We start from the raw sequence: 20,567 nt of genomic DNA on the forward strand, positions 1-20,567 counted from the left end.
GCCTTGGTCTGCGCGGTCGGAGCCTGGCGGTTCACCCGGGCCCGATGGACTTACCGTGCCCCACACGTGGCCATCGTCTTGTGGCAGGCACTCGGCGTGACCTGGGGGCTCGCCGGGACCGGCGCGCTGCTCGCCTACGCCCTGGAACCCTACGGCCAGGGTGTCCTTCACGGCCTGACGGCCTTCGCCTCCTTCGCACTCGGTGACGACGGGTCGAGCCCGCCCGAGCCGTACGGCCTGCCGAGGGTTCTGGCCCTCATCACGGGGCTGACCGCGCTCGCCGTGCTGATCGTGGTTCTCCTCACCGCCGGCGTGCAGACGTTCCGCGCCCGGCGCCGTCACCGCATCCTGCTCGCCCTCGTCGCACGAGAGGACCCGGTGGTCCCCGGCGTGCGGGTGGTCGACCACCCGGGCGCCGCCGCCTACTGCGTGCCGGGGCTTCGCTCGCAGGTCGTCGTCAGCGCGGGCGCCCTGAAGCTGCTCTCCCCCGCCGAGCTGACCGCGGTGCTCGCCCACGAGACCGCCCACGTGCGCGAGCGGCACGACCTGGTGCTGCTGCCGTTCGCCGCGCTGCGCCGGGCGCTGCCCTGGTCGCGGATGGTCGAGAGGGTGCAGAGCGAGGTCAGCCTGCTGGTGGAGATGGCCGCCGACGACGTCGCCCGCCGCTACTGCTCTCCCCGCCGCCTGGCCACCGCCCTTCTCCGTTTCGGTACGGCCGGCGCCGTTCCGGCCCCGCACGGAGCCCTGGGCGCATCCAACTCCAGCGACGCGGTGATGGCCCGGGTCGAGCGCCTCGTCACCCCGGCCCCCGACCTGCCCCGCCGGGTCCGCTACAGCATCCTCGCCTTCTCCGTCACCCTGACCGTCTCCGCCCCGCTGCTCTGGCTGATGCCTCACTGATCTCACGCCAGGGCGCTTGCAGGTGTTAGCCGACCCGTTTGCAATTGCAAGCAGGGTGGTGCAGACTAAGACACATGGCACTACCCAAGGTCGGCTCGATCGGCGAATACATCCGCGAGCAGCGCACGCTGGCGAAGATCTCCCTGCGCCAGCTCGCAGCCTCCGCGGGGGTCTCCAACCCCTACCTCAGCCAGATCGAACGGGGCCTGCGCAAGCCCAGCGCGGAAATCCTGAACCAGATCGCCAAGGGACTGCACATCTCCTCGCAGGCCCTCTACGTCCAGGCCGGTCTCATCGAAGAGCGGGAGCCGGACAGCGACGTGCTGAGTGCGATCAGGGCCGACCACCACATCACCGAGCGCCAGCGCCAGGTGTTGATCGATATCTACGAGTCGTTCCGCAAGGAGAACCGGGCCGAGGCCCCGGCGAAGGACGCGCAAACCTCCCAGAAAGCGTCTCCCGCGCCGGAGCCCCAAGTGGTCGACGCGGACTCCTCGCCGAACGACGAGGCGCCGTTGCCCGAGGAATATCTCGCCGCGTTGAAGCCCTACGCGGCGCCCTCAAGCAACGGTCACGTCAAACCGGACACCAAGGAAGGCTAACCCATGACCCTCGCTACCGAAGTCAAGAAGCTGGCCGAGTCCAAGCCGTTCTACGCCGTCGCCGGCGCCGGTGACTTCGCCGTCGAGAAGCTCCGCGAGCTCCCCGAACAGATCCAGAAGCTGCAGGGTCGCCGTGAGGAAATCCGCGAGGCCGCCAAGGACCTCCCGGAGAAGGCCCGGGAGTTCGCCGGCAAGGCCGAGAGCTACGCCAAGGACTTCAGCGGCAAGGCCGAAGGCTACGCCAAGGATTTCCCGGTGAAGGCCCGCGACTACGCCGACCAGTTCACCACCAGGGCCGTCGAGCTCTACGAGCAGTTCGCCGACCGTGGCCGCAAGGTCGTCTCCAAGGCGAGCGGCGAGGCCGCCCTGGAGTTGGAGGAGATCTCCGAGGCCGCCGAGCCCGCGATCGCCGCCTCGGCCACCCGCCCGGCCCCCAGGAAGAACGCCCGCGCCCCCAAGACCGGCTCCACCGCGAAGTCCTGATCCGGGATTTCCCGAGAGGCCCGTTTCCCGGGCCGGCGCCCACGGGACACACGGCACGGGGGTGGCCTCTGTGACTCATAGGGCATAAGGCGCGGAGCGCCTGCGACGAGGATCCGTTCCGGCATCGCCGGGACGGATCCTTCGCGTCCAGCCCACGACACCGCCTGAGCGGACCCTTCGCGTCCACCCCGGCGGCGCCCGAACGAACCTTTCACGGCCGACCATGGCACCGCCGTACGGCGGGCGGGTCAGGCGCCGGGGCGACGCGGACCGAGTTTTCGGCATTAGGCTGAGATGCACCAGTGAGGCGAGCGTTTTGGAGAGACAATGATCCAGATCCACGGCGTTCTGGACCTGATCTTCTGGGTCCTGGCCATCGGCGCGTTCGCCATGTCCGTCTGGGCCCTCGTGCACGCCGTGAAGACCCCCGCGAGAGCGTTCGCGGTCACCGGCAAGCAGAGCAAGAAGCTCTGGCTGATCATCCTGGGGCTCTCGACGCTGTTCTCGTTCGCCTCGGCGGCGGGCTACTTCGGGATCGGCCTCGGCCAGCTCAACCTCTTCGCCATCGCCTCCGTCATCGCCGCCGGGATCTACCTGGCCGACGTGAAGCCGGCCGTCAGCGAGGTCGGCAAGGGCGGAAACTCGGGGCCCTACGGCCCCTGGTGAGCCTGGGGTCTGTTTTGCGGATCCCGGCGAGAACGAAAGATCCCCGGCTCACGCGTCCGGCCGTAGCCCCCGCTCGCGCAGTGCGGTGACCAGCCAGCGCGCGAGCCGTTCGTGGCCCTCGAAAGTGGGATGAACGCCGTCACGCAGGATCAGCTTGCGGCTCCAGCGCTGATCGAGCGGGTCGAGGAAAGCCGCCTTCTCCTCCCCGGCGGCAGCGGCGACGGCGTCCCTGACCCGGTAAGCCCATCGAGGAGGCCGCGTCATCCAGATGGGGCCGATCACTATGACCCTGGTGCGCGGCCAGCGGGCGCGGGCCAGCTCCAGCAGCCGCTTCGCGGCCCTTCCGACCCTCTCGGCGCCGACCCGGCGGTCGTTGTGCCCGCCGGAGATGATCAACAGGTCGGGGGCCGGACGCCAGGAGAGCTCCTGGACGAAGGAGCTCCGGAAGGTCCGCCCCACCAGGCCGGGGTTGACGAAGCCCGTCCCGGGCGCTCCCGCGGTGACGAGCTGCCAGCCCAGCTTTCGCGCGGCTTCCGCGGCGTAGCTCCGCCAGGGTTTGACCGGTCCCGACCCGACGGTGAAGCTGTCCCCGATGATCATGACCAGCGGAGCCCCGGTCCTCCGGTCCGCCGGGGCCGGGAGCGACGGCGGGCGAACCGCCACGGGGCCGGTCACCGGCGCGCCCCCTCCGACCGTCCCGGTGCATCCCGAAATAAGCCAGCAAATCACCACAAGAGGGGCGATCGTAGATGCTCGGGGTCGTCCAGGCGCGGGCCCACGCATGCCACCTCAAGGAGAGTTCTAGGCTGCCGACACTAGTAGCCGACCCCTGCGGGCACACGCGGCGACTCGAACTCGCCGGCCGGAACCCGCGCCCCTTCGGAGCGGTCGTCCCAGCGTCGTCACCCGACGGGATCGTCTTGAGCAGGTCGGCATTCTACCCAGGCGGAGACGGCCGGTCGGTGGATCGAGGAGTTCTCCTCCGGCAAGGCATGGAGACCCGCCGACCAAGAGCGGGAGTGAGAGCGGGAGCGGGGGCGGAGGCGGGAGCGGGGGCGGGAGATTTCGTCGTCTCCGCATCGAGGTGACGGGCCGGCTTCCGCACCACGCCCACCTCACTGGTTAACATGCACCCCAACCGCCCCCAATTTGGGGCATTTTTGAGTTTTTGCAGGTCAGCCCCTTGCCGAGAGGTCTATGACATGGGCATTATCTGGCGTTACGGGCCGTCCTATCCCCCTGGCACCCTGCCTAGGAGACCCACACCCAGCGGGGTAGGACGGTACCGTCCAATCCCCGTAGCACCCCCCGCCCACCCCCCGGGCTTCCCGGCCGCGCGGACGTCCCATCCGCACGGGCGCCTTCCTACTCAGGCGCCCCGTCCGCTCGCGGGCCGGGAAGCCCGGGGTCAGCTCACCTGCGAGGCGGGGACGATCCAGGTGTTGCAGTAGCCGACCTTGGCGTACTTCCAGCCCTGGTGGAGCCACGCGGCATAGTGGTCGCCGGTGCCGTGGTCGCGTGCGCTTCCGCCGTTCTGGTCATCACCCCGGCTGTACTCCATGCGCAGCACCTCCTCCCATCGGGCGGTGGTGACGCCGAGCGGGGTCCGGACGGTGCGGGTGAAGGCCCCGGCGAAGCACTGGGCCTGAAGTTCGGACCGGCGGCTGTGGGCCTCCTGGGCGGCTTTGGACCTGCTGGAGACCTCCCACCACCAGGCACCGCCGATACCCGACATGGACTGCACGTGGTGGCCGTACTCGTGAGCGAGCACGGCCAGGTAGGGAACGTGGTTCTGGGCCGGGTCGATCCGGCCGCTCTGCTGGATGACGTGGTTCAGGCCGATGTACATACCGCGGTTCGACGGGCAGTAGTAAGCGGAGAAGCGAGGATTGGGGTAGGTGCCGCAGGGGCCCCGGCCCGGACGGGACCAGTAGACCCTGCGCGGCGGCAGGAAGACCGCTCCCGCCTGGGAGAACTTCTCCGCCCACGCCCGGTCCAGGCACCCGGTGACGTCGTTGAGGTAGTTGAGCATGTCACGGGGCTGGACCGAGGGCCGGGATACGCGGCAGGAGGTGGGACGCATCTGGCCGGTGCCGTACAGCGGGTTGCGCTTGAGCCGGGCGGCGGTGTCGGAGCGGCGCATGTTGCGCAGATCGACCATCATGCGCTTCTGGGCGGCCAGGGTGATGCCGGAGTCGCCCATCGAGCCGAGGTTCAGCTTCTGCGGCGGCTTGAAGCTGGGCGGCGTGATCTCGGCCTCCTCAGCCGGTGGGGGTTCCACGCTTTTGGTCGCTATGGGACCGACCCCGGGAGCAGCCGGAATCTCCGCGTCGTCATCATCCGCCAGACCCGCGATCACCACGATCACGGCGAACGTCATCGCGATGACGCCGAAGACACCAAAGGCCAGGGGGCTCGATCCGCGTGGGCGCATGCGACCGCTCTCTCCAGGGGGGGTGGATCTCCGGGCGGCAATCTAGCGGATATTTACACATGAATGTTTACTGGCCGAAAAATAGCATTGAGGTGCATCCGTCACCTGTCTGCGGTTGTCGATAGGCTCCCGAGCCATGGCGGGATCCTTATTGCATCGAGCGGCCGGCAGCATGGCCGCGGTTGCCACCCTCGCGCTGGCCCTGGGCACCGGCCCGGCCTTCGCGGCCAGTACGGCAAACCTGGCGGCCACCCAGGCGGGCAAGGTGACGAACGACACGGTCAAGCTCGAACTCCGGCAGGACGGCGTGCTGCACGTCAAGGAGACCGTCACCTTCGAAGGCAGCCCTCCGACGCGGAAGCTGGTCGACCGCACGCGCTACGACGACGGCAACGACCGCCTTTACCAGGTCGCCAACTTCAAGGGTGACGGCACGCTGGCCGGTGATTCGATCACCCTGAAGGGCTCGGGCACCGCCACGCTGGAATACGACGTCAAGGGCGCGGTGACCCCGCTGGCCGACGTCCAGGAGCTGCGGTGGTACGCGGTGGGAGGCTGGTCGGTCCCGGTCGACGAGGCCAAGGTCGAGGTGAGCGGCCCGGCCCGGCTCCAGAACCTGTCCTGCTTCGCGGGCGTGCTGACCTCCGCGATCGGCTGCACCAGCGCGTCACCGGACCACACCGGGACCACCGCGGAGTTCGAGCAGCAGCAGATGGGCCCGGACGAGGTGCTCACCGTCGTCATCGGCTACCCGGCGGGCGCCACCAAGGGCGGGCCGATCCTGGAGCGCCGCTTCGAGCTGTCCAACGCCTTCACCCTGAACACGGTCACCGGCGGCGCACTGGCCGGCCTGCTGGTCCTGCTGCTCGGCGGCATCGGCCTGCTCTACTGGACGCGAGGCCGCGACGCCCGCGTGGTCAGCCACGAGTCGGGATCGCTCAACGCGATCGAGAACGGCCACTTCGCCCCGCCGGACGGGGTTCGTCCCGGCCAGATCGGCACCCTCATGGACGAGCAGGCCGACGTGATCGACGTGACCGCCACGATCGTGGACCTGGCCGTCCGCGGCTACATCCGGATCGACGAGCAGCCCCGGCAGGCCTACGACTCGCCCGACTGGATGCTGGTGCGGCTGCCCAGCGCACCGCTCAACGCGCTGATGCCGTACGAACAGGCGCTCTACGGCGCCATCTTCGACGGCCGCGACGCCGTCCTGCTCTCGCACCTGCAGGGCACGTTCGCGTCCAAGCTCGGAGAGGTCCGCGACGCGCTCTACCGTGACGTGGTGACGCAAGGCTGGTTCGCCCGCCGCCCCGACACCGTCCGCACCCGCTGGACGACGTTCGGCGTGCTGCTCATCGTCGCCGGAGTCCTCGCCACCGTCGCGCTGGCCTGGTTCACCACGTACGGCCTGCTCGGCCTGGCCCTGATCATCGCCGGTGCCGCCATGGCCGTCGGCGGCCAGTACATGCCGGCCAAGACCTCCAAGGGAGCCGGAGCCCTGGCCCACACGCTGGGCTTCCGGGAGTATCTCGCCTCCGGCGACATCGGCGGCGACATCCCTCCGGCACAGCGGGTGGAGCTGTTCTCCCGCTACCTGCCCTACGCCGTGATCTTCGACAGCGTGGACCGGTGGGCTCGCGTGGTCTCCTCGATCAACGGCAACGGCCGGCAGGCCGACAACCTGTACTGGTACCACGGCCCGGCCGAATGGGACCTGTCCAAGTTCGCCGCCTCGATGCGGACCTTCACCATGACGACCTCCGGCGCGATCTCCGCCACCCGCCAGTTCCGCTCCCTGTAGAGCGGCGTGGCCGCCCGGCCAGGCGCTCGACCTCCTCGATGGGGAAGAGGAAGACGCGCTCGACGCCGTCGAGCGCGTCGGACGGCGTCGGCGACCGGCCGAGGTCGCCGACGGCACGCTCGATCGGCTCGGGCAGGGCCGTCGCCGGTCAGGAAAGCCGGATGAGGCGCCGCTCGACGGCGGCCGTGACGGCGGCGGTGCGCGTGTCCACGCCGAGCTTGGTGTAGATGTGCACCAGGTGGGTCTTGACCGTCGCCTCGGTGATGAACAGCCGTCTGGCGATCTCACGGTTGCCCGCGCCGCTGGCCAGCAGTTCCAGGATCTCGACCTCGCGGGCGCTCAGCGCGGGGCCGGGGTCGCGCATCCGCTTCATCATCCGGGTCGCAACCTTCGGCGACAGCACCGTCTCCCCTCTGGCCGCGGCCCGGATTCCCTGGAACAGCTCCTCCGGCGGGCAGGCCTTGAGCAGGTAGCCGGTGGCGCCCGCGTCGATGGCCCGCACGATGTCCGCGTCGGTCTCGTAGGTCGTCAGCACCAGGACCTGCGGCGGCGAGGGCAGTCCCCGGACCCGCCGGGTCACCTCCACCCCGTCGAGACCCTCGCCGAGCTGCAGATCCATGAGCACGACATCCGGCTCACACGACGCGATGCCCCGGATCGCCTCCTCGCCGCCCACGGCCTCGCCGACGATCTCCATGTCGCCCTCGCCGCCGATCAGGGCCACCAGCCCTGCCCGAACCACCGGGTGGTCGTCCACCAGAAACAGCCTCATCGCCCTTCCGTCCCGCCCGCGGCGACATCATCGCCCCGCGATCCGGCTTCCCGTACGGCGTGCGGCATCGAGAGGGCCTCCCCGAGCGGGACCGCCGCCGCGACGGCCGTGCCCTCGCCCGGGGCGCTCTCCACGACCAGGGAGCCGCCCACCTCCGCCAGCCGGTCGCGCATCGCGCGCAGCCCGTATCCCCTGCCGGGGGCCGGGGCGGGCTCGGCGAATCCCGCGCCGTCGTCGAACACGTCCAGCGTCACCTCGCCGTCGAGATAGGACAGGGTCACCATGACCCTCTTCGCGCCCGCGTGGTCACGGACGTTGGCCAGCGCGCCCTGGGCCACCCTGAGCAGCGCCGCCTGGACACCCTCCTGGAGCGAGTACGGCTCGCCCTCGCAGCGCAGGCGCACGTCCAGCCCGGTGTCGTGACCGGTCCTCTCGCACAGCCGGGCGAGCGCCTCGGGCAGTGAGGCCCCCTCCAGGCCGGAGGGCCGCAGGTCCCGGACGAACCGCCGGGCCTCGTCCAGGTTCTCCGCCGCGGCCGTGGCGGCCCGCCGTACATGGGCGCGGGCCCGGTCCGGGTCGGAGGCCCACATCCGGTCGGCGGCCTGGAGCAGGATGCCCATGCTGGTCAGCCCCTGGGCCAGGGTGTCATGGATCTCCCTCGCCAGACGTTCGCGCTCCTCCAGGACGCCGGTGCGGTGCCTGGACTCCGCCAGGGTGCCTCGTGTGCTGACCAGGTCGTCGATGAGCCGCTGCCGGGCGGCGCTCTCGCGCTGGAGCTCCCAGAAGATCACCGCGGTCATGGTCGCGACGCCGATCGGCGCCAGGACCAGGCTGGGGTCGACCTCTCGGGCGATCTTGAGCTGGGCCGCGATCACGACGAGCGTGAGCGCGGCGGTGGCCGCCACGACACCGCGCGGGGGCAGCAGCCGCAGGCACAAAAAGAGCAGCGGGACCGCGCACCAGCTGAACGACGGCGCGAGAGCCACCAGCACCAGCCAGACCGCGACCACGGCCCCCAGCCAGACGAGCCGCCGCGGCCCGGGGCCGTCCCACAGGACGACACCGGCGGCGTAGACCAGGGCGAGCACACCGCAGACGACCAGCGAGGCGACGGTCTGCGGGTCCACGCCGTGCCGGGACACCAACCGCGAGGCGGAGGCCGCGAGCAGCAGATAGAACCCCAGATGCATGGCCCGGTTGAGCCAGACGCGTTCTCTCATCACCGCCCCCGTTCGGTCTGTTCCGACGTTATCTCCCGCCGAGGATGGCCCCGCCCGGGGAACGGCACATCAACCGATCGGTTGACCTCCACCTCAACCTCCCGGCGCCGGAGGCTCGCCCGTGCTCCCGATGGCGTACGGCGAGGCCGCGGGCAGCCTTGTACGTACCAGGTTCCACCGCGCTGAACTGGAGAAAAGCGATGAACACCCTTTCCCTTCGTACTCGCGCCATCGTCGGCTCCCTGGCGGGACTCGCCATCGTGACCGGCGCCGTCGGCGCCGCCCAGGCCGCACCCGCCCAGGCCGCGCCCATCACGAGCGCCCGCGTCCCGCAGGCCGTCGTGCAGACCAACGTGCTGTCCGCCGACGCCGCCCTGAAGATCGCCGACGCCGTGCAGAAGGCGGCCGTCAAGCAGAAGCACCGCGTCACCGTCGTGATCGTCGACCGGTCCGGCGCCACCAGGCTGGTGCTGAAAGGCGACGGCGCGGGCCCGCAGACCGAGGAGTCGGCCAGGCGGAAGGCGTTCACCGCGGTCTCCTTCGGCAAGGCGACCAGTGAGCTCGCCAAGGGCCTGCCCGGCAGCGGCCCGACCATCGCCGACATTCCCGGCACCCTCTTCCTCGGCGGCGGCCTCCCCGTCGTCTCCGGCGGTGCCCCCGTCGCGGGCATCGGCGTCGGCGGCGCCCCGGGTGGCGACATCGACGAGGCTCTCGCCCAGGCCGGGCTCGACGCCGTCGCCGACCAGCTCGGCTGACAGTCAGAAGGTCTCACCACGTTCAAGAAATGATCAAGATCGGGTGGCCGGTGTGCCCAGGGGAAGGAATATGGTTCCTGCTCCATCGACCGTATTGCGAGCGCCCATGAGGATCCTGGCTCGTTCACACCAGCTGCCGGTCCGCATCGCCGCCGGCTCCTTCATCCTGAACTCCGGGCTGACCAAGGCCGCCGCCGACGCGGAGACCGCACGCCAGATCCACGGCATGGCGTCGGGGGCCTACCCGTTCCTGAAGGACATGGACCCCGAGGAGTTCACGCGGTGCTTCGCCAAGGGCGAGATCGCCCTTGGCGTGGCCCTGCTGGTTCCGATCGTGCCGTCGTTGCTGGCGGGCGCCGCGCTCACCGCCTTCGCCGGAGGACTGGTCGGTCTCTACCTGAAGACGCCCGGCCTGCGGCAGGAGGGCAGCCTGCGCCCCACCCCGGAAGGCATCGCCATCGCCAAGGACGCCTGGCTGCTGGGAATCGGCACCAGTCTCGTCACCGAAGAGCTCTTCCGCCGCGACTGAGCGAGCACGCCGCACGGCCCGGGCGGCGGCACGACCGGATGCCCGGCCCCCTTCTCCGGGAGCCGGGCACCTGGGGATCAGTCCACCTTGTCCGCGCCGGTGCGGCGGAAGTGGAACGGGCAGTGCGTGCCGCCCAGGCCGATCGTGGTGGCACGCTCGAACCTGAAGCCGTGCTTGTCAGGATCGATCGCGTCGATCCAGCCCTTGTCGAACGCGCACATCACGGGGGTCAGCTCCGTCGCGGAGTTGGCCACGAGCACGTCGTGGTAGAAGCACCGATGCACGTCCAGCAGGTAGCGCCGGTCGTCGTCGGCGGCACGCCCGAACGTGAAGCCACGGCCGAAGGCGTACTCCTCGCGGGACTTGGACAGCGCGACCATGGCCTCGAACGGATCCGGCGCCGTGTCGAGCATCGCCCGGGTACTTTCGCGGAGCATGTCACTGAGCGGTTCGTTGAACGCGGCCCCCACCACGGTGACGGCTTCCTCGCGCCCGAGCCGCGGGAGCAGGAACTCGTACGCGGCGACGAGCGCCAAGGTCATGCGGAGGTTGTAGCGAGCGGGCTCGTCGACGATCAGGTCCGCGTCGGCGATCTCCAGCTCCTCATGTCGCGCCCGCATGGCGACGATGAGCTCCTCGGGAAGGGAGTGCTCGCGCAACGTCACGGCGACGTGCTCGAAAAAGCTGTCGATGATCACCGCGGTGTCGCGGTCGGGGTCGGGAACGTACTCGCCGTCGGCGAGCTTCCACTGGTCGGTGGCCAATGCCTGTCCTTTTCGAACGGGCTCGGTCCCGAAACACGGGCGCGGCGTCACCGGGAGGCAAGGCTGGCCGTGCTCGCGACCGAGCGAGCACCCCAGCGCACTCCACCGACCGACCTGGCGCTGACGAGCTTCAATTGATGTTGACATGATCAGTGTGACTCCTCCGCTCCCTGAAAGGAAGCGGCTTCTCGCTAGGCTGCTTCCACAGCCTCACGAAGGGCAAGCCCTGCCCGGAGAATGTTGGTGGCCGCGTTCACATCGGCATGCGCGGAAAAACCGCACGCCGTACACCGGAACACCGCCTGGGTGACACGGTTCTCTCGCGCGCAGTGCCCGCAGCACGAGCAGGCGCGGGAGGTGTTGGCGGGGTTCACCGCGATCAGCTCGCGACCGGCGCTTTCAGCCTTGTACCCGAGGACCCGCAGGAACACCCCCCAACCCGCATCCAGAATCGACCGGTTCAAACCGGACTTGGCCGCGACGTCCGTGCCGGGCGCGCCGATCGTGCCGGACGCCGAGCGGATCATGTTCGCGATCCGCAGGTCCTCATACACGATCACGTCATAGCCGCCGACCAGCGCGAGCGCGGCCTTGTGCGCGCCATCGAGCCGCTGGCGGCGCACCGTGGCGTGCAGCGCGGCAAGGCGGGCCACCGCTTTACGCCGCCGGGTGGACCCGCGTTTCTTGCGGGCGAGCGCGCGTTGTGCCGCCGCGAGCCGATCCGCGGACGCGGCCAGGTGACGCGGGTTGTCGACGGGGTCGCCATCTGAGGTGGTGACCAGGGAGGCCACCCCCATGTCGATCCCGACCGCCGCGCCCGTGGCGGGCAGCACCTCGGCGGGCACCTCGTCGCACGACAGCACCACATACCAGCGGGAGCCTTCGCGGGTGACGCTGATCGTCTTGACCGTGCCGGGCACCCGGCGGTGCCGGTGCACCCGCACCTGCCCGATGCCCTGCAGCCGCACGAAGGTGGCGGCCGGGTGGTGCGGCTGGGCGTCCCACCGGCAGCCGTCGCCGTCCCTGGGCCAGGTCACCGTGTCGAACCGGCCGCGTCCCTTGAACCGCGGAAACCCCGGCGCGCGCCCGGCCTTGACGCGGGTGAAGAAGGCGGTGAAGGCCGCCTGCAGGCGGCGCAGGGTGGCCTGCTGGGAGGAGAACGACCACCGGCCCTGCCCGTCGGGGTCGTCGGCGCGGATGTGCCTCAGCTCGCCGGACTGGTCGCCGTAGCGGACGGTGACCCCGGCCCTGCGGTAGGCGGTGCGGCGGTGCTCCAGCGCCGCGTTGTACAGGACCCGGTGATCCTCCAGGCAGGCGGCCAGCGCGGCGGCCTGCTTGCTGGTGGGGCGCAGCAGGAATTTATAGGATCTACGCACGGCCGCTCACCGTGACGCCGATCAACTCCTCACCGTTGGCCCGGAGCACCTCCGCACGGCGCGCCGTGACCCGGTCCCCCAGGACCGAGCGGCGGCACCCGGGATAGCACGCATCGCAACATCCGAGGTCGGACGCCGTGCCGGAAAAGGGACGCACCCGAGGAGCCACCCGCTCAATGTAACGGCACCGCCCGCCCCAGGTCCGGGGAAAGGACCGGAAAGACATCAGGCGGGGACGGCATTCCCCCGCCGCCTGAAGGCGGCGGTCCCCTGCCGAGGCTTTGATGGCACGGCGGCGAGCCGAGCTGGGCGTCAACTCGCGGAGGAAGTGGTCAGCGAGACGTTCCTGGTCGCCTGGCGGCGCCCCGGCCTCAGCCCCGCCACCGTCCCCCGGCGGGCTCACAGCGAGCTCACGGCGGGCTCAGCGCAGGCGGATCTCGCCGACCGGGCGGCCTCCTCCGAGCAGCACGCCTGTCGCGAGCTCGTCGAGTTCGGCGCCCTCGAAGCCGAGCGCGCGCAGGGCCGCGACGGTGACCGGGACCCGGGCCCGCTGGCCGCCGTCCTCGATCTTGACGGTTCCGGCGCGTCCGTCCTCGAAGGCGAAGGCGTCGAAGGCCTCGGCGCCGGCCTTGACCATCAGGCCGGGGACCGCGCGCATCAGCCGGGCCTCGGGCCGGTTCGTGCCGGACGTCCACTCGGGGTGGGCGCGGAAGGCGTCGGCGACGCGGCGCTCGGGGGTGCCCTCCCCGGCCCGGACGAGTGCGCGGAACGCCCGGGTCACCCCCACCATCGACACGAAGAACAGCGGGGCCCCGCAGCCGTCCACCCCCGTGGCGGCGACGCGCTCGCCGGTCAGCTCCTCGACCGTGAGGCGGATCGCCTTCTGCAACGGGTGTGCCGGGTCGAGGTATGTCTCCACCGGCCAGTCGTTGATCACGCAGGTGGCGAGCATCGCCGCGTGCTTGCCGGAGCAGTTCATGTAGATCCGGGACCGCCCGCCGCCCGCCCGCAGCACCTCCTCGCGAGAGGCCGTGTCCTCGGGCAGGTCCTCGGGACAGCGCAACGCGTTCTCGTCCAGCCCCGCCTCGGAAAGGATCTTGCGGGCCCCGTCCGCGTGGAACGGCTCCCCCGCGTGGCTGGCACACGACAGCGCGAGCAGTTCCCCCTCCAGGTCGAGTCCGCACCGCACCATGCCCAGTGCCTGCAGCGGCTTCATCGACGAACGAGGCGAGACCAGGGCGTCGACCGCGCCATGCACCCTCACCGGGGATCCGTCCGCACCGACGGCCAGCATCCGCGCCCGATGCGTGGACTCCACGAACCCCGAACGGACGACTTCGACAACCAACGACTCAGCAGACACCTTTGTCTCCTTTCGCCAGGATTCTATGGAGGCCGCAGAAGACGAGATGATGAGGGGCATGCGTGCGGTTGTGCAGCGGGTGAGTTCCGCTTCGGTGACGGTGGATGGCGCGACGGTCGGGGCGATCGACGAACCCGGGTTGCTGGTGCTGGTCGGTGTGACCCACACCGACACTCCCGCGGAGGCGGCCAAGCTCGCCGCCAAACTATGGGGCCTGCGGATCCTGTCCGGCGAGAAGTCCTGCTCCGACATCGGCGCGCCGCTGCTCGTGGTCAGCCAGTTCACCCTGTACGGCGACACCCGCAAGGGCCGCCGCCCCACCTGGCAGGCCGCCGCCCCCGGGCCGGTCGCCGAGCCGCTGGTGGAAGCCGTCTGCGCCGAGCTGCGCAGGCTGGGCGCCCATGTGGAGACCGGGGTGTTCGGCGCCGACATGAAGGTCGGCCTGACCAACGACGGCCCGATCACCCTGATCCTGGAGATCTGAGACGGCCCGGGACCACCGCTCCCCCACGGGAACCCCTGGAGGCCCGCGGGAGAGTGAAAACCCGTGGAGGCCCGTGAGAGCCCGTGGGAACCCGTGGGAGAAGGGACGCCCCTCGCGGGACCCCGATCCCGGCCGCGCCGCCGCACTCTCAGCGGATGCGGCGGCGCGGGCGGCGCGTCCTCAGCGGATGCGGCGGCGCAGGGCGGGGTCGATGGCGACGTTGCGCCCGGCGTCCGGCGGCACGATGACCTCCTGGGTCGCGGCCACCCCTTCGGCCTGCAGCGTGGCGTCCACCGGCACGGTCCGCTTGACCACGGCCAGCGCGATCGGGCCGAGCTCGTGGTGCCGGGCGGAGCTTCCGACGAAGCCGATCTCGGCGTCGTCGTGGACCACGGGGGCGCCGTGCCTCGGCAGGGTGTCCACGCTGCCGTCCAGGTGCAGGAAGACCAGGCGGCGCGGGGGGTGGCCGAGGTTGTGCACCCGGGCCACGGTCTCCTGACCCTTGTAGCAGCCCTTGCTCAGGTGGAGGGCCGGTCCGATCCAGCCGACCTCGTGCGGGATCGTCTTGTGGTCGGTCTCGAAGCCCAGGCGGGGACGGTGGCCCTCGATCCGCAGCGCCTCGTAGGCCCAGAGCCCGGCGAGCTTCAGGCCCAGCCGCCCGGCCAGCAGCTCGCGCGGGAGCAGCACGTCGTCTCCCACGAGGATGGCCCCGGCGGGCGGGGTGATCCGCGTGCCGTCGGCCACGGAGACCACCGCGTAGTCGGCCGTCATGTCGGCGACCTCGACCCGGAGCATGAACCGCATCTTGTCCAGGAAGGCGACGAGCCCGGCCGACGTGCCCGGCTCGACGTGCCCCCACACGGCTTCGCCGTCGTCGACGAGCGTGAGGTGGTGCTCCACGCGGCCTTGGGCGTCCAGGAACAGCGTCTGGGTGGCCTGACCGGGTTTCAGGTCGTCGAGTTTCTGCGAGCTCAGGCTGTTGAGCCAGCTCAACCGGTCGGGCCCGGAAACGCGGACGACCTCGCGGTTGCTTCGGTCGACCATCGCCTCCCCGGCGAGGAACGCGCGCTGCTCGGCGAACGGATCACCGTAATGTCCGGCGACGTCGGCATCGGGAGTCTCGGCCGCGACCGCGCCGGGAGTGTCCAGCAGAGGGCTTCGCATGGACCCAAGCCTACGAGGCCTCAGCGGCACTTACGGCAGCGGCCGAAGACCGTCAGGTGATGCACGTCGATGGCGAAACCGAGCTCCTGGTCGAGCGTCTTCACGAAACCGTCCACCAGCTCCGGGCGAATTTCGTTGATCTCCCCGCACTCGTGGCAGACCAGATGCACGTGGTCGGCGTCGGCGGCCAGATGATAGGTGGGAGCGCCGTGCCCGAGGTGGGTGTGGGTGACCATGCCCAGTTCCTCAAGCAGTTCGAGAGTCCGGTAAACGGTTGAGATGTTCACTCCACGAGCGGTCTCCCGCACCCGGGCACAGATCTCCTCCGGGGTGGCGTGCTCTGCGGCTTTGATCGCTTCGAGCACCAGCTGGCGTTGCGGGGTGACGCGGTAACCGTGCGCTCGCAGTTGCTCATGCCACGACGTCTCGGTCATGACCAGAGTCTAGGAGCATCGCGGCCCGATGGGGTTCACGTCCGCGCGAGCCGACTCCTGAGAACCGGTTCCGCCTGCGGAAATTCGCTCAGCGAAATTCATTTGCGCGACGGAAATCCGTCGCATAACGTACGGATCACGCCGAAAGGAGGTGGTCCGAACAATGGTTGATCATAGTTGGGCTAGCGAGGTGGCTGTCCGCTAGGACGCCGTCGCTCCGGACTCTGTCCGGACGTCTGGCGACGTTCGGCGAATCCAAGACAATCACCGGAACCCCGGGCTGCCGGAGGGCGGGCAACCCCGCTTTTAGTCCATCCGGCCCTCCTGCTCGACAGGAGGAGCAGGCCCGGGGTTCTTCCCTTTTCTGCACTGCTTCGGCATTACTCTTCCAACGCCGCTTCTTCTTTTGAAGCCACCTTGAAGCCGCTCCATCACACGGGATGCGGCCGGTAATCGACCGGAATGCGACCGGCACCCCGCCGGAAACGGGCGAGGCGCGGTCAGTGCTCGCCGCGGGCGGGGAGTCCGAGGGCCGCGCAGGCCTCCCGATAGAGGCGGACCACTTCCCAGCGGACCTGGACACGCTCGGTCAGCGTGGCACTCCACGGGACACGGACCGTGACCTCCCGGCCGTCGACCAGCGCGGCGAACTCGATCCCCCGGTCGTCCACACCCGTCGTCGTCGTACCGGTCGCCTCGGGCTGCCCGCCGAGGCCCCTGCAGATCAGCAGCGCGTCATCGGCATGATCATCGTTCATGTGACGCTTGATGGCATCGACCACATCGGGGGTGAAGGGGGAGCTCATGGTGCAGATGGTATCTAGTCCACCTCGGGCACGAAGTCGCCCACCTTCTTGAGCTCCGCGGAGATGTGAGACTGGAGCGACTGGCCCTCGGCCGCCATGTCGTAGGCCCACATCAGGTTGCCGTTGACCAGGCCGTAGAGGCGATGACCCGCGGTGTATTCCTTGGAGGTGCCGGTGCGGGCGACCACGTCGGTGCGGAGTTCGATCTTGTTGAAGACCACCTCGCCGATATAGATCTCCACGATGCCGGTCGGGTGCGACATGCACACCTCCAGCTGACGGTCGGGCAGCTGCCGCCAGAAACCGGTCTCGGTGGCCAGCGGCCGGACCTTGTTGCCCGCCTCGTCGAGGAGCCAGGTGCGGCTGTTATAGGTCAGGAACGGCTTGCCGTTGTGACCGAAAACGATCTCCTGGCCGAAGTTGAAGCTTTCGATCGTCGGGTATCCACCGACCCCGGCACCTTCCCACCGGCCCAGAAGGAAGGCGATCGGCTCAAGGTCGGGATGCAGCTCGGGAACGTCCATCATGTCTAGCGAGGGTACTGCCGGGTTTACCCGGCAGGGGAATCGCTTCCCTGTTATGGTTTCTTTGTTTGAAACGGTCAGGGCTTGGCCGTCGCCGACCTCAGCCGAGGGAAGCGAGAAGCCGCTCTCTTCAGGGAGCGGAGGAGTCACGACTCCGAGCCTAGGGCCACCCGAGTACGGCTCGCGCCCGTGACACGGGCCCGCATAGGCTTCGGACATGGCACGATCATTGGTGATCAAGGTGACCGCCGGCGCCGACTCGCCCGAACGCTGCAACCAGGCGTTCACGGTGGCCGCGGCGGCGTTGGCGAGCGGGGTTCCCGTCTCGCTCTGGCTGACCGGCGAGTCGTCGTGGTTCGCCCTGCCCGGGCGGGCCAAGGAGTTCAGCCTGCCGCACGCCGCCCAGCTCAGCGACCTGCTGGACGCCGTGCTGGCGGGCGGCCGGGTGACGCTGTGCACGCAGTGCGCGGCCCGGCGGGACATAACGGTGGACGACGTGATCGAGGGCGTGCGCATCGCGGGCGCCTCGACCTTCGTCGAGGAGATCCTCGGCGAAGAGGTCCAGGCACTCGTCTACTGACGCGGGAAGCCGGGCTCGAAAGACGCCCGGCTCAACCTGACGGATCGGGCGCCGAAAAGCATGAGCCGCGGGTGGCCCGCCGTCCACCGCGGGCGGCGTGAGGCTCAGCCCCCTCACTCGGTCTGCTCCGCCGTTCACCTCGCCCGGCGGACGGCGGAGCACCCGTCAGTGGGGCAGCACCGCTGCCAGCCGCTCCTGGCGAAGCCGTTCGAACCAGGTGTCGTCGATCGGCGGCAGTTGCGCGCCGATCGCCCAGCTCAGCAGGAGGTCGGCGAGGCCGGGGTTGCGGGCGAGCGCCGGACCGTGCAGGTAGGTGCCCACGATCTTGCCCACGTAGCAGCCCTCGGTGCCGTCACCGTTACCGGTGCCGACCGTCGTGCGCGCCAGCGGCCTGACGCCGGGGCCGAGCCGGGTGACGCCCATGTGGTTCTCGAAACCGGTGAGCGTCGGGATGCCGAGCACCGGATCCGCCTCGCCGGCCAGTTCCCCGACCGCGCGGCTCGTGCCACGGCCACTGGAGATGTCGATCAGGCCCAGGCCGTCCACCGGCTGGCCCTCCTCGCCGCCGAACGTGGTGCCCATGATCTGGTAGCCCGCGCAGACGGCCAGCAGGGCCGCGCCGCGCGCGATGGCCCGGTGCAGGCCGCCGTCCCGGCGCAGCCGTTCGGACGCCAGGATCTGCGGCCGGTCCTCGCCGCCACCGATCAGATAGATGTCGCCGCCCTCCGGCACCGGGTCGGACGAGCGCAGGTAGAGGGTCTGGACCGGGATGCCTCGGCGCTGGGCGCGCTGCTCCAGGACCAGGACGTTGCCCTGGTCTCCGTAGGTGCTCAACAGGTCTGGATAAATCCAGACAAGACGCAGGGCGCTGTCAGACGGCACGACCGAACTCCGATCGAATCTGCTGGAAGGCGGTGTAGTTGGCGATCACGTCGACCTTGCCCGGAGGCTGCGCGGCGAGCGCCTGTTCGAAGGAGGCGGCCAGCTGGAACGGCACGGCCGCCACGTCCAGCCGGAGCGCGAGGTCGAGCCGCCGCTCCCCGGTCACGTAGACCGGCCTGCCGCGCAGCACGCGGTAGTCCACATCCCACAGCCAGGAGGTGTCACGGCCGTCGGGGCCCTGGGCGTTCACCGAGAGGATCACCGGCAGCGAGCGGTCGAGCACGTCGAACGCCTCCAGCCAACCGGCCGGGTTCTTGGCGAGCAGCAGCCGGGCGTGCCGCCCGTCGCGCTCGACGGTGGTGTAGCGGCCGGCCACGGACGTGACCTGGCGCAGCCGGGGCAGCGCCCGCTGGATCGGCAGGCCGAACGTCTCCGCGGTGGCCAGCGCGATCACGGCGTTGGCCCGGTTGGCCCGGCCGGGAAGCTGGATGTCCAGCACCCAGCGATGCCCGCGCGGGTCGATCACCGCGTCGTCGTCGAGGATCCAGGTCGTCTCGGGCCGCCGGAAGGTGCACTCGCGGCAGGCCCAGTCGTTCTCCGCCGTGCGGGAGACGGCCGCGCCCGAGACGCCACCGCCGGGCGGGGTGTATTCCATGCCCTTGCGGTCGAGAGGTCCGCCGCACTCGGGGCAGCACCAGGAGTCTTCCTTCCACGGCTGCCCGGCCGACACCCAGGTCACCCGGGTGGCCGTGGAGGCGCCCCAGGTCACCAGCGGGTCGTCCGCGTTGGCGATCACGTGGGTGTTCTTGCCCGCCAGCGCCCGCCGCCACTTCTGGGCCAGCAACCAGATCTCGCCCGCCCGGTCCATCTGGTCGCGGCTGAGGTTCATCAGCACGATCACCCCGGCACCGGTGGTGTCGATCACCTCGGGCAGGTATTTCTCATCGACCTCCAGGACGCCGTAAGGGGCGTCCTTGGCCGACGACAGCGCCGAGACGTGCCCGGCGGGCATGTTCGCGCCGAACGCGTTGGTGGCGACCTCTCCGAGCTCCTGCAAGGCGGAGGTGATCAGCCGGGTCGTGGTGGTCTTGCCGTTGGTCGCGCTCACCAGCGCCAGCTTGCGGTCCTGCGCGAGCTTGCGCAGCAGGTCGGGCTCCAGCGCCAGGCCGACCCGGCCGCCGATCACCGATCCGTCGCCTCGGCCGGTGGCCCTGGACAGGGTCGCCGCCGTACGGCCGAGAGCACTCGCGAGCTGCGCCCGCAGCGGAAGCTGAGTCATGCCGTCTCCTCGCCTGGCGATCTGTCGCAGGACGACTCAGCACCCGGACCTGGTTCGCCGGGCCGTAGCCGGACCTGGTTCGCCGAATCGCTCATGCCGCAGATCCTAGCCGCGGTTGGACGCTGTGCCCGTCCGGCGACGCCACGCATCCGCTCATGAGGGGCGCGTGCCGTGCACCGGCGGCCGGGGGTTGGGGCACGTTCCCCACAGCCCCCGGCCCCCGGCACGGGCCTGGTTCACCAGGGCCGTGAACAGGCTCTGGTAGGTGACGTCGGGCTTGATGGCCAGGGCGTACGCCGCGCCCTCGCGCACCATGGCGCCGTTGACGAAAACCTCCTGATCGTTCCAGACGTAACGGAGCCAGCGTCCGTAACGGTCCTTCCTGGTCTTGTCGGGGACGAGCCTGACCGTGGAGCCGGGCCGCGCGAGCCTCCGCAGCGTTTCCGCCGACTGCCTGCCGTAACACTGGGCGGGGCGCAGCTCCGGAGCGTCGATGCCGATCAACCGCACGGGCTGCCCGTCACCACCGCCGGGCGGGACGACCGTCATCGTGTCGCCGTCGTAGACCCGCAGGACCTTCACCCGGTCAGCGGTCGTCGGCGAACGCGGCTCCTGGAGCGCCGGAGCCGGAGCTTTCGCCGGCCCCGGCCGCGGCGCGGACGGCGGGGTGGGCCCCCTGACGAAATACACGACCAGCATGGCCACCAGCGCGGCAGCCAGCACGATCACGACGAATCGCTCCACAC

Annotated in this window: 23 protein-coding genes; 9 read left to right on the forward strand and 14 right to left on the reverse strand. The window is 70.2% G+C overall.

Going from position 1 to position 20,567, the window contains the following annotated elements:
* Nucleotides 1-66 precede the first annotated feature (66 nt).
* From ACFY2X_RS37070 to ACFY2X_RS37085, 4 genes are all read left to right on the forward strand, one after another.
* The gene (locus ACFY2X_RS37070) at nucleotides 67-900 is read left to right on the forward strand and encodes a M56 family metallopeptidase (RefSeq protein ID WP_389947748.1); all 834 of its coding nucleotides are present in this window, start codon (nucleotides 67-69) and stop codon (nucleotides 898-900) included.
* A gap of 74 nt (nucleotides 901-974) precedes the next feature.
* Nucleotides 975-1,502 (forward strand): helix-turn-helix domain-containing protein, encoded by a 528-nt coding sequence (locus tag ACFY2X_RS37075; protein WP_389947749.1) that lies wholly within the window; start codon nucleotides 975-977, stop codon nucleotides 1,500-1,502.
* A gap of 3 nt (nucleotides 1,503-1,505) precedes the next feature.
* Nucleotides 1,506-1,985, forward strand: coding sequence for a hypothetical protein (locus ACFY2X_RS37080; protein WP_389947750.1), 480 nt, complete (start codon nucleotides 1,506-1,508; stop codon nucleotides 1,983-1,985).
* A 327-nt stretch (nucleotides 1,986-2,312) separates the two neighbouring features.
* Nucleotides 2,313-2,651 carry a DUF2516 family protein gene (locus tag ACFY2X_RS37085; protein ID WP_389947751.1) on the forward strand — a complete coding sequence of 113 codons (339 nt, stop codon included), beginning with the start codon at nucleotides 2,313-2,315 and terminating at the stop codon, nucleotides 2,649-2,651.
* A 48-nt stretch (nucleotides 2,652-2,699) separates the two neighbouring features.
* Here the strand turns inward: ACFY2X_RS37085 and ACFY2X_RS37090 are convergent, their stop codons facing one another.
* Both ACFY2X_RS37090 and ACFY2X_RS37095 read right to left on the reverse strand, forming a co-directional pair.
* On the reverse strand, nucleotides 2,700-3,326 hold the full coding sequence (locus ACFY2X_RS37090; RefSeq protein WP_389947752.1) for an SGNH/GDSL hydrolase family protein: 627 nt from the start codon (nucleotides 3,324-3,326) through the stop codon (nucleotides 2,700-2,702).
* A gap of 733 nt (nucleotides 3,327-4,059) precedes the next feature.
* On the reverse strand, nucleotides 4,060-5,085 hold the full coding sequence (locus tag ACFY2X_RS37095; RefSeq protein WP_389947753.1) for a neutral zinc metallopeptidase: 1,026 nt from the start codon (nucleotides 5,083-5,085) through the stop codon (nucleotides 4,060-4,062).
* 172 nt (nucleotides 5,086-5,257) lie between these two features.
* On the opposite strand from ACFY2X_RS37095, the gene ACFY2X_RS37100 reads away from it, so the two are divergent.
* Entirely contained in the window at nucleotides 5,258-6,889 is a 1,632-nt protein-coding gene (locus tag ACFY2X_RS37100; RefSeq protein ID WP_389947754.1) for a DUF2207 domain-containing protein, read from the forward strand.
* A 148-nt stretch (nucleotides 6,890-7,037) separates the two neighbouring features.
* Here ACFY2X_RS37100 and ACFY2X_RS37105 read toward each other — a convergent pair whose 3' ends face one another.
* Nucleotides 7,038-7,661, reverse strand: coding sequence for a response regulator (locus ACFY2X_RS37105; RefSeq protein WP_389947755.1), 624 nt, complete (start codon nucleotides 7,659-7,661; stop codon nucleotides 7,038-7,040).
* Nucleotides 7,658-8,881 carry a sensor histidine kinase gene (locus tag ACFY2X_RS37110; protein ID WP_389947756.1) on the reverse strand — a complete coding sequence of 408 codons (1,224 nt, stop codon included), beginning with the start codon at nucleotides 8,879-8,881 and terminating at the stop codon, nucleotides 7,658-7,660. Before ACFY2X_RS37110 ends, ACFY2X_RS37105 begins: the two co-directional genes overlap by 4 nt.
* Nucleotides 8,882-9,081: 200 nt before the next feature.
* Between ACFY2X_RS37110 and ACFY2X_RS37115 the strand changes: the two genes are divergently transcribed.
* A complete protein-coding gene (locus tag ACFY2X_RS37115; protein ID WP_389947757.1) occupies nucleotides 9,082-9,636 on the forward strand; it encodes a heme-binding protein in 555 nt (184 codons plus the stop codon).
* 106 nt (nucleotides 9,637-9,742) lie between these two features.
* Nucleotides 9,743-10,165 (forward strand): hypothetical protein, encoded by a 423-nt coding sequence (locus ACFY2X_RS37120; protein ID WP_389947758.1) that lies wholly within the window; start codon nucleotides 9,743-9,745, stop codon nucleotides 10,163-10,165.
* Nucleotides 10,166-10,242: 77 nt separating this feature from the next.
* Here ACFY2X_RS37120 and ACFY2X_RS37125 read toward each other — a convergent pair whose 3' ends face one another.
* The 3 genes from ACFY2X_RS37125 to ACFY2X_RS37135 form a co-directional block, all read right to left on the reverse strand.
* The gene (locus ACFY2X_RS37125; RefSeq protein WP_389947759.1) at nucleotides 10,243-10,929 is read right to left on the reverse strand and encodes an L-2-amino-thiazoline-4-carboxylic acid hydrolase; all 687 of its coding nucleotides are present in this window, start codon (nucleotides 10,927-10,929) and stop codon (nucleotides 10,243-10,245) included.
* Between the two features lie 191 nt (nucleotides 10,930-11,120).
* Nucleotides 11,121-12,305, reverse strand: a complete 1,185-nt coding sequence (locus ACFY2X_RS37130) for an RNA-guided endonuclease InsQ/TnpB family protein (protein ID WP_389947760.1) — start codon at nucleotides 12,303-12,305, stop codon at nucleotides 11,121-11,123.
* A gap of 421 nt (nucleotides 12,306-12,726) precedes the next feature.
* Nucleotides 12,727-13,668 (reverse strand): asparaginase, encoded by a 942-nt coding sequence (locus tag ACFY2X_RS37135; RefSeq protein WP_389947761.1) that lies wholly within the window; start codon nucleotides 13,666-13,668, stop codon nucleotides 12,727-12,729.
* 58 nt (nucleotides 13,669-13,726) lie between these two features.
* Between ACFY2X_RS37135 and dtd the strand changes: the two genes are divergently transcribed.
* Nucleotides 13,727-14,152 (forward strand): D-aminoacyl-tRNA deacylase, encoded by a 426-nt coding sequence (dtd, locus tag ACFY2X_RS37140; protein ID WP_389947762.1) that lies wholly within the window; start codon nucleotides 13,727-13,729, stop codon nucleotides 14,150-14,152.
* 180 nt (nucleotides 14,153-14,332) lie between these two features.
* Here dtd and ACFY2X_RS37145 read toward each other — a convergent pair whose 3' ends face one another.
* The 4 genes from ACFY2X_RS37145 to ACFY2X_RS37160 all read right to left on the reverse strand — a co-directional run bounded on the left by ACFY2X_RS37145 (nucleotide 14,333) and on the right by ACFY2X_RS37160 (nucleotide 17,080).
* On the reverse strand, nucleotides 14,333-15,316 hold the full coding sequence (locus tag ACFY2X_RS37145; protein ID WP_389947763.1) for a YgfZ/GcvT domain-containing protein: 984 nt from the start codon (nucleotides 15,314-15,316) through the stop codon (nucleotides 14,333-14,335).
* 20 nt (nucleotides 15,317-15,336) lie between these two features.
* Nucleotides 15,337-15,750, reverse strand: coding sequence for a Fur family transcriptional regulator (locus ACFY2X_RS37150; RefSeq protein WP_389947764.1), 414 nt, complete (start codon nucleotides 15,748-15,750; stop codon nucleotides 15,337-15,339).
* Nucleotides 15,751-16,250: 500 nt separating this feature from the next.
* On the reverse strand, nucleotides 16,251-16,556 hold the full coding sequence (locus ACFY2X_RS37155; RefSeq protein ID WP_389947765.1) for a DUF2470 domain-containing protein: 306 nt from the start codon (nucleotides 16,554-16,556) through the stop codon (nucleotides 16,251-16,253).
* Between the two features lie 14 nt (nucleotides 16,557-16,570).
* Nucleotides 16,571-17,080, reverse strand: a complete 510-nt coding sequence (locus tag ACFY2X_RS37160) for an FABP family protein (RefSeq protein WP_389947805.1) — start codon at nucleotides 17,078-17,080, stop codon at nucleotides 16,571-16,573.
* A 217-nt stretch (nucleotides 17,081-17,297) separates the two neighbouring features.
* Between ACFY2X_RS37160 and ACFY2X_RS37165 the strand changes: the two genes are divergently transcribed.
* A complete protein-coding gene (locus ACFY2X_RS37165) occupies nucleotides 17,298-17,660 on the forward strand; it encodes a DsrE family protein (protein ID WP_389947766.1) in 363 nt (120 codons plus the stop codon).
* A 165-nt stretch (nucleotides 17,661-17,825) separates the two neighbouring features.
* On the opposite strand, the gene ACFY2X_RS37170 is transcribed toward ACFY2X_RS37165, so the two are convergent.
* The 3 genes from ACFY2X_RS37170 to ACFY2X_RS37180 all read right to left on the reverse strand — a co-directional run bounded on the left by ACFY2X_RS37170 (nucleotide 17,826) and on the right by ACFY2X_RS37180 (nucleotide 20,565).
* Complete coding sequence (locus ACFY2X_RS37170; RefSeq protein ID WP_389947767.1) at nucleotides 17,826-18,542, reverse strand: type 1 glutamine amidotransferase; 717 nt, start codon at nucleotides 18,540-18,542, stop codon at nucleotides 17,826-17,828.
* A complete protein-coding gene (locus tag ACFY2X_RS37175) occupies nucleotides 18,532-19,821 on the reverse strand; it encodes a MurT ligase domain-containing protein (protein ID WP_389947768.1) in 1,290 nt (429 codons plus the stop codon). The genes ACFY2X_RS37170 and ACFY2X_RS37175 overlap by 11 nt, the downstream gene beginning before the upstream one ends.
* A 153-nt stretch (nucleotides 19,822-19,974) precedes the next feature.
* Nucleotides 19,975-20,565 (reverse strand): thermonuclease family protein, encoded by a 591-nt coding sequence (locus tag ACFY2X_RS37180; RefSeq protein ID WP_389947769.1) that lies wholly within the window; start codon nucleotides 20,563-20,565, stop codon nucleotides 19,975-19,977.
* Nucleotides 20,566-20,567 lie beyond the last annotated feature (2 nt).

Origin of the sequence: Streptosporangium sp. NPDC000396 (genome assembly GCF_042898655.1) — a bacterium.
Taxonomy (GTDB): domain Bacteria; phylum Actinomycetota; class Actinomycetes; order Streptosporangiales; family Streptosporangiaceae; genus Streptosporangium.

Coding starts and splice junctions, on each gene's coding strand:
- ACFY2X_RS37160 (WP_389947805.1), bottom strand. CDS start 17,080: ATGGACGTTCCCGAGCTGCATCCCGACCTTGAGCCGATCGCCTTCCTT.
- ACFY2X_RS37110 (WP_389947756.1), bottom strand. CDS start 8,881: ATGAGAGAACGCGTCTGGCTCAACCGGGCCATGCATCTGGGGTTCTAT.
- ACFY2X_RS37080 (WP_389947750.1), top strand. CDS start 1,506: ATGACCCTCGCTACCGAAGTCAAGAAGCTGGCCGAGTCCAAGCCGTTC.
- ACFY2X_RS37150 (WP_389947764.1), bottom strand. CDS start 15,750: ATGACCGAGACGTCGTGGCATGAGCAACTGCGAGCGCACGGTTACCGC.
- ACFY2X_RS37105 (WP_389947755.1), bottom strand. CDS start 7,661: ATGAGGCTGTTTCTGGTGGACGACCACCCGGTGGTTCGGGCAGGGCTG.
- ACFY2X_RS37145 (WP_389947763.1), bottom strand. CDS start 15,316: ATGCGAAGCCCTCTGCTGGACACTCCCGGCGCGGTCGCGGCCGAGACT.
- ACFY2X_RS37175 (WP_389947768.1), bottom strand. CDS start 19,821: ATGACTCAGCTTCCGCTGCGGGCGCAGCTCGCGAGTGCTCTCGGCCGT.
- ACFY2X_RS37075 (WP_389947749.1), top strand. CDS start 975: ATGGCACTACCCAAGGTCGGCTCGATCGGCGAATACATCCGCGAGCAG.
- ACFY2X_RS37165 (WP_389947766.1), top strand. CDS start 17,298: ATGGCACGATCATTGGTGATCAAGGTGACCGCCGGCGCCGACTCGCCC.
- ACFY2X_RS37115 (WP_389947757.1), top strand. CDS start 9,082: ATGAACACCCTTTCCCTTCGTACTCGCGCCATCGTCGGCTCCCTGGCG.
- dtd (WP_389947762.1), top strand. CDS start 13,727: ATGCGTGCGGTTGTGCAGCGGGTGAGTTCCGCTTCGGTGACGGTGGAT.
- ACFY2X_RS37095 (WP_389947753.1), bottom strand. CDS start 5,085: ATGCGCCCACGCGGATCGAGCCCCCTGGCCTTTGGTGTCTTCGGCGTC.
- ACFY2X_RS37120 (WP_389947758.1), top strand. CDS start 9,743: ATGAGGATCCTGGCTCGTTCACACCAGCTGCCGGTCCGCATCGCCGCC.
- ACFY2X_RS37085 (WP_389947751.1), top strand. CDS start 2,313: ATGATCCAGATCCACGGCGTTCTGGACCTGATCTTCTGGGTCCTGGCC.
- ACFY2X_RS37100 (WP_389947754.1), top strand. CDS start 5,258: ATGGCCGCGGTTGCCACCCTCGCGCTGGCCCTGGGCACCGGCCCGGCC.
- ACFY2X_RS37155 (WP_389947765.1), bottom strand. CDS start 16,556: ATGAGCTCCCCCTTCACCCCCGATGTGGTCGATGCCATCAAGCGTCAC.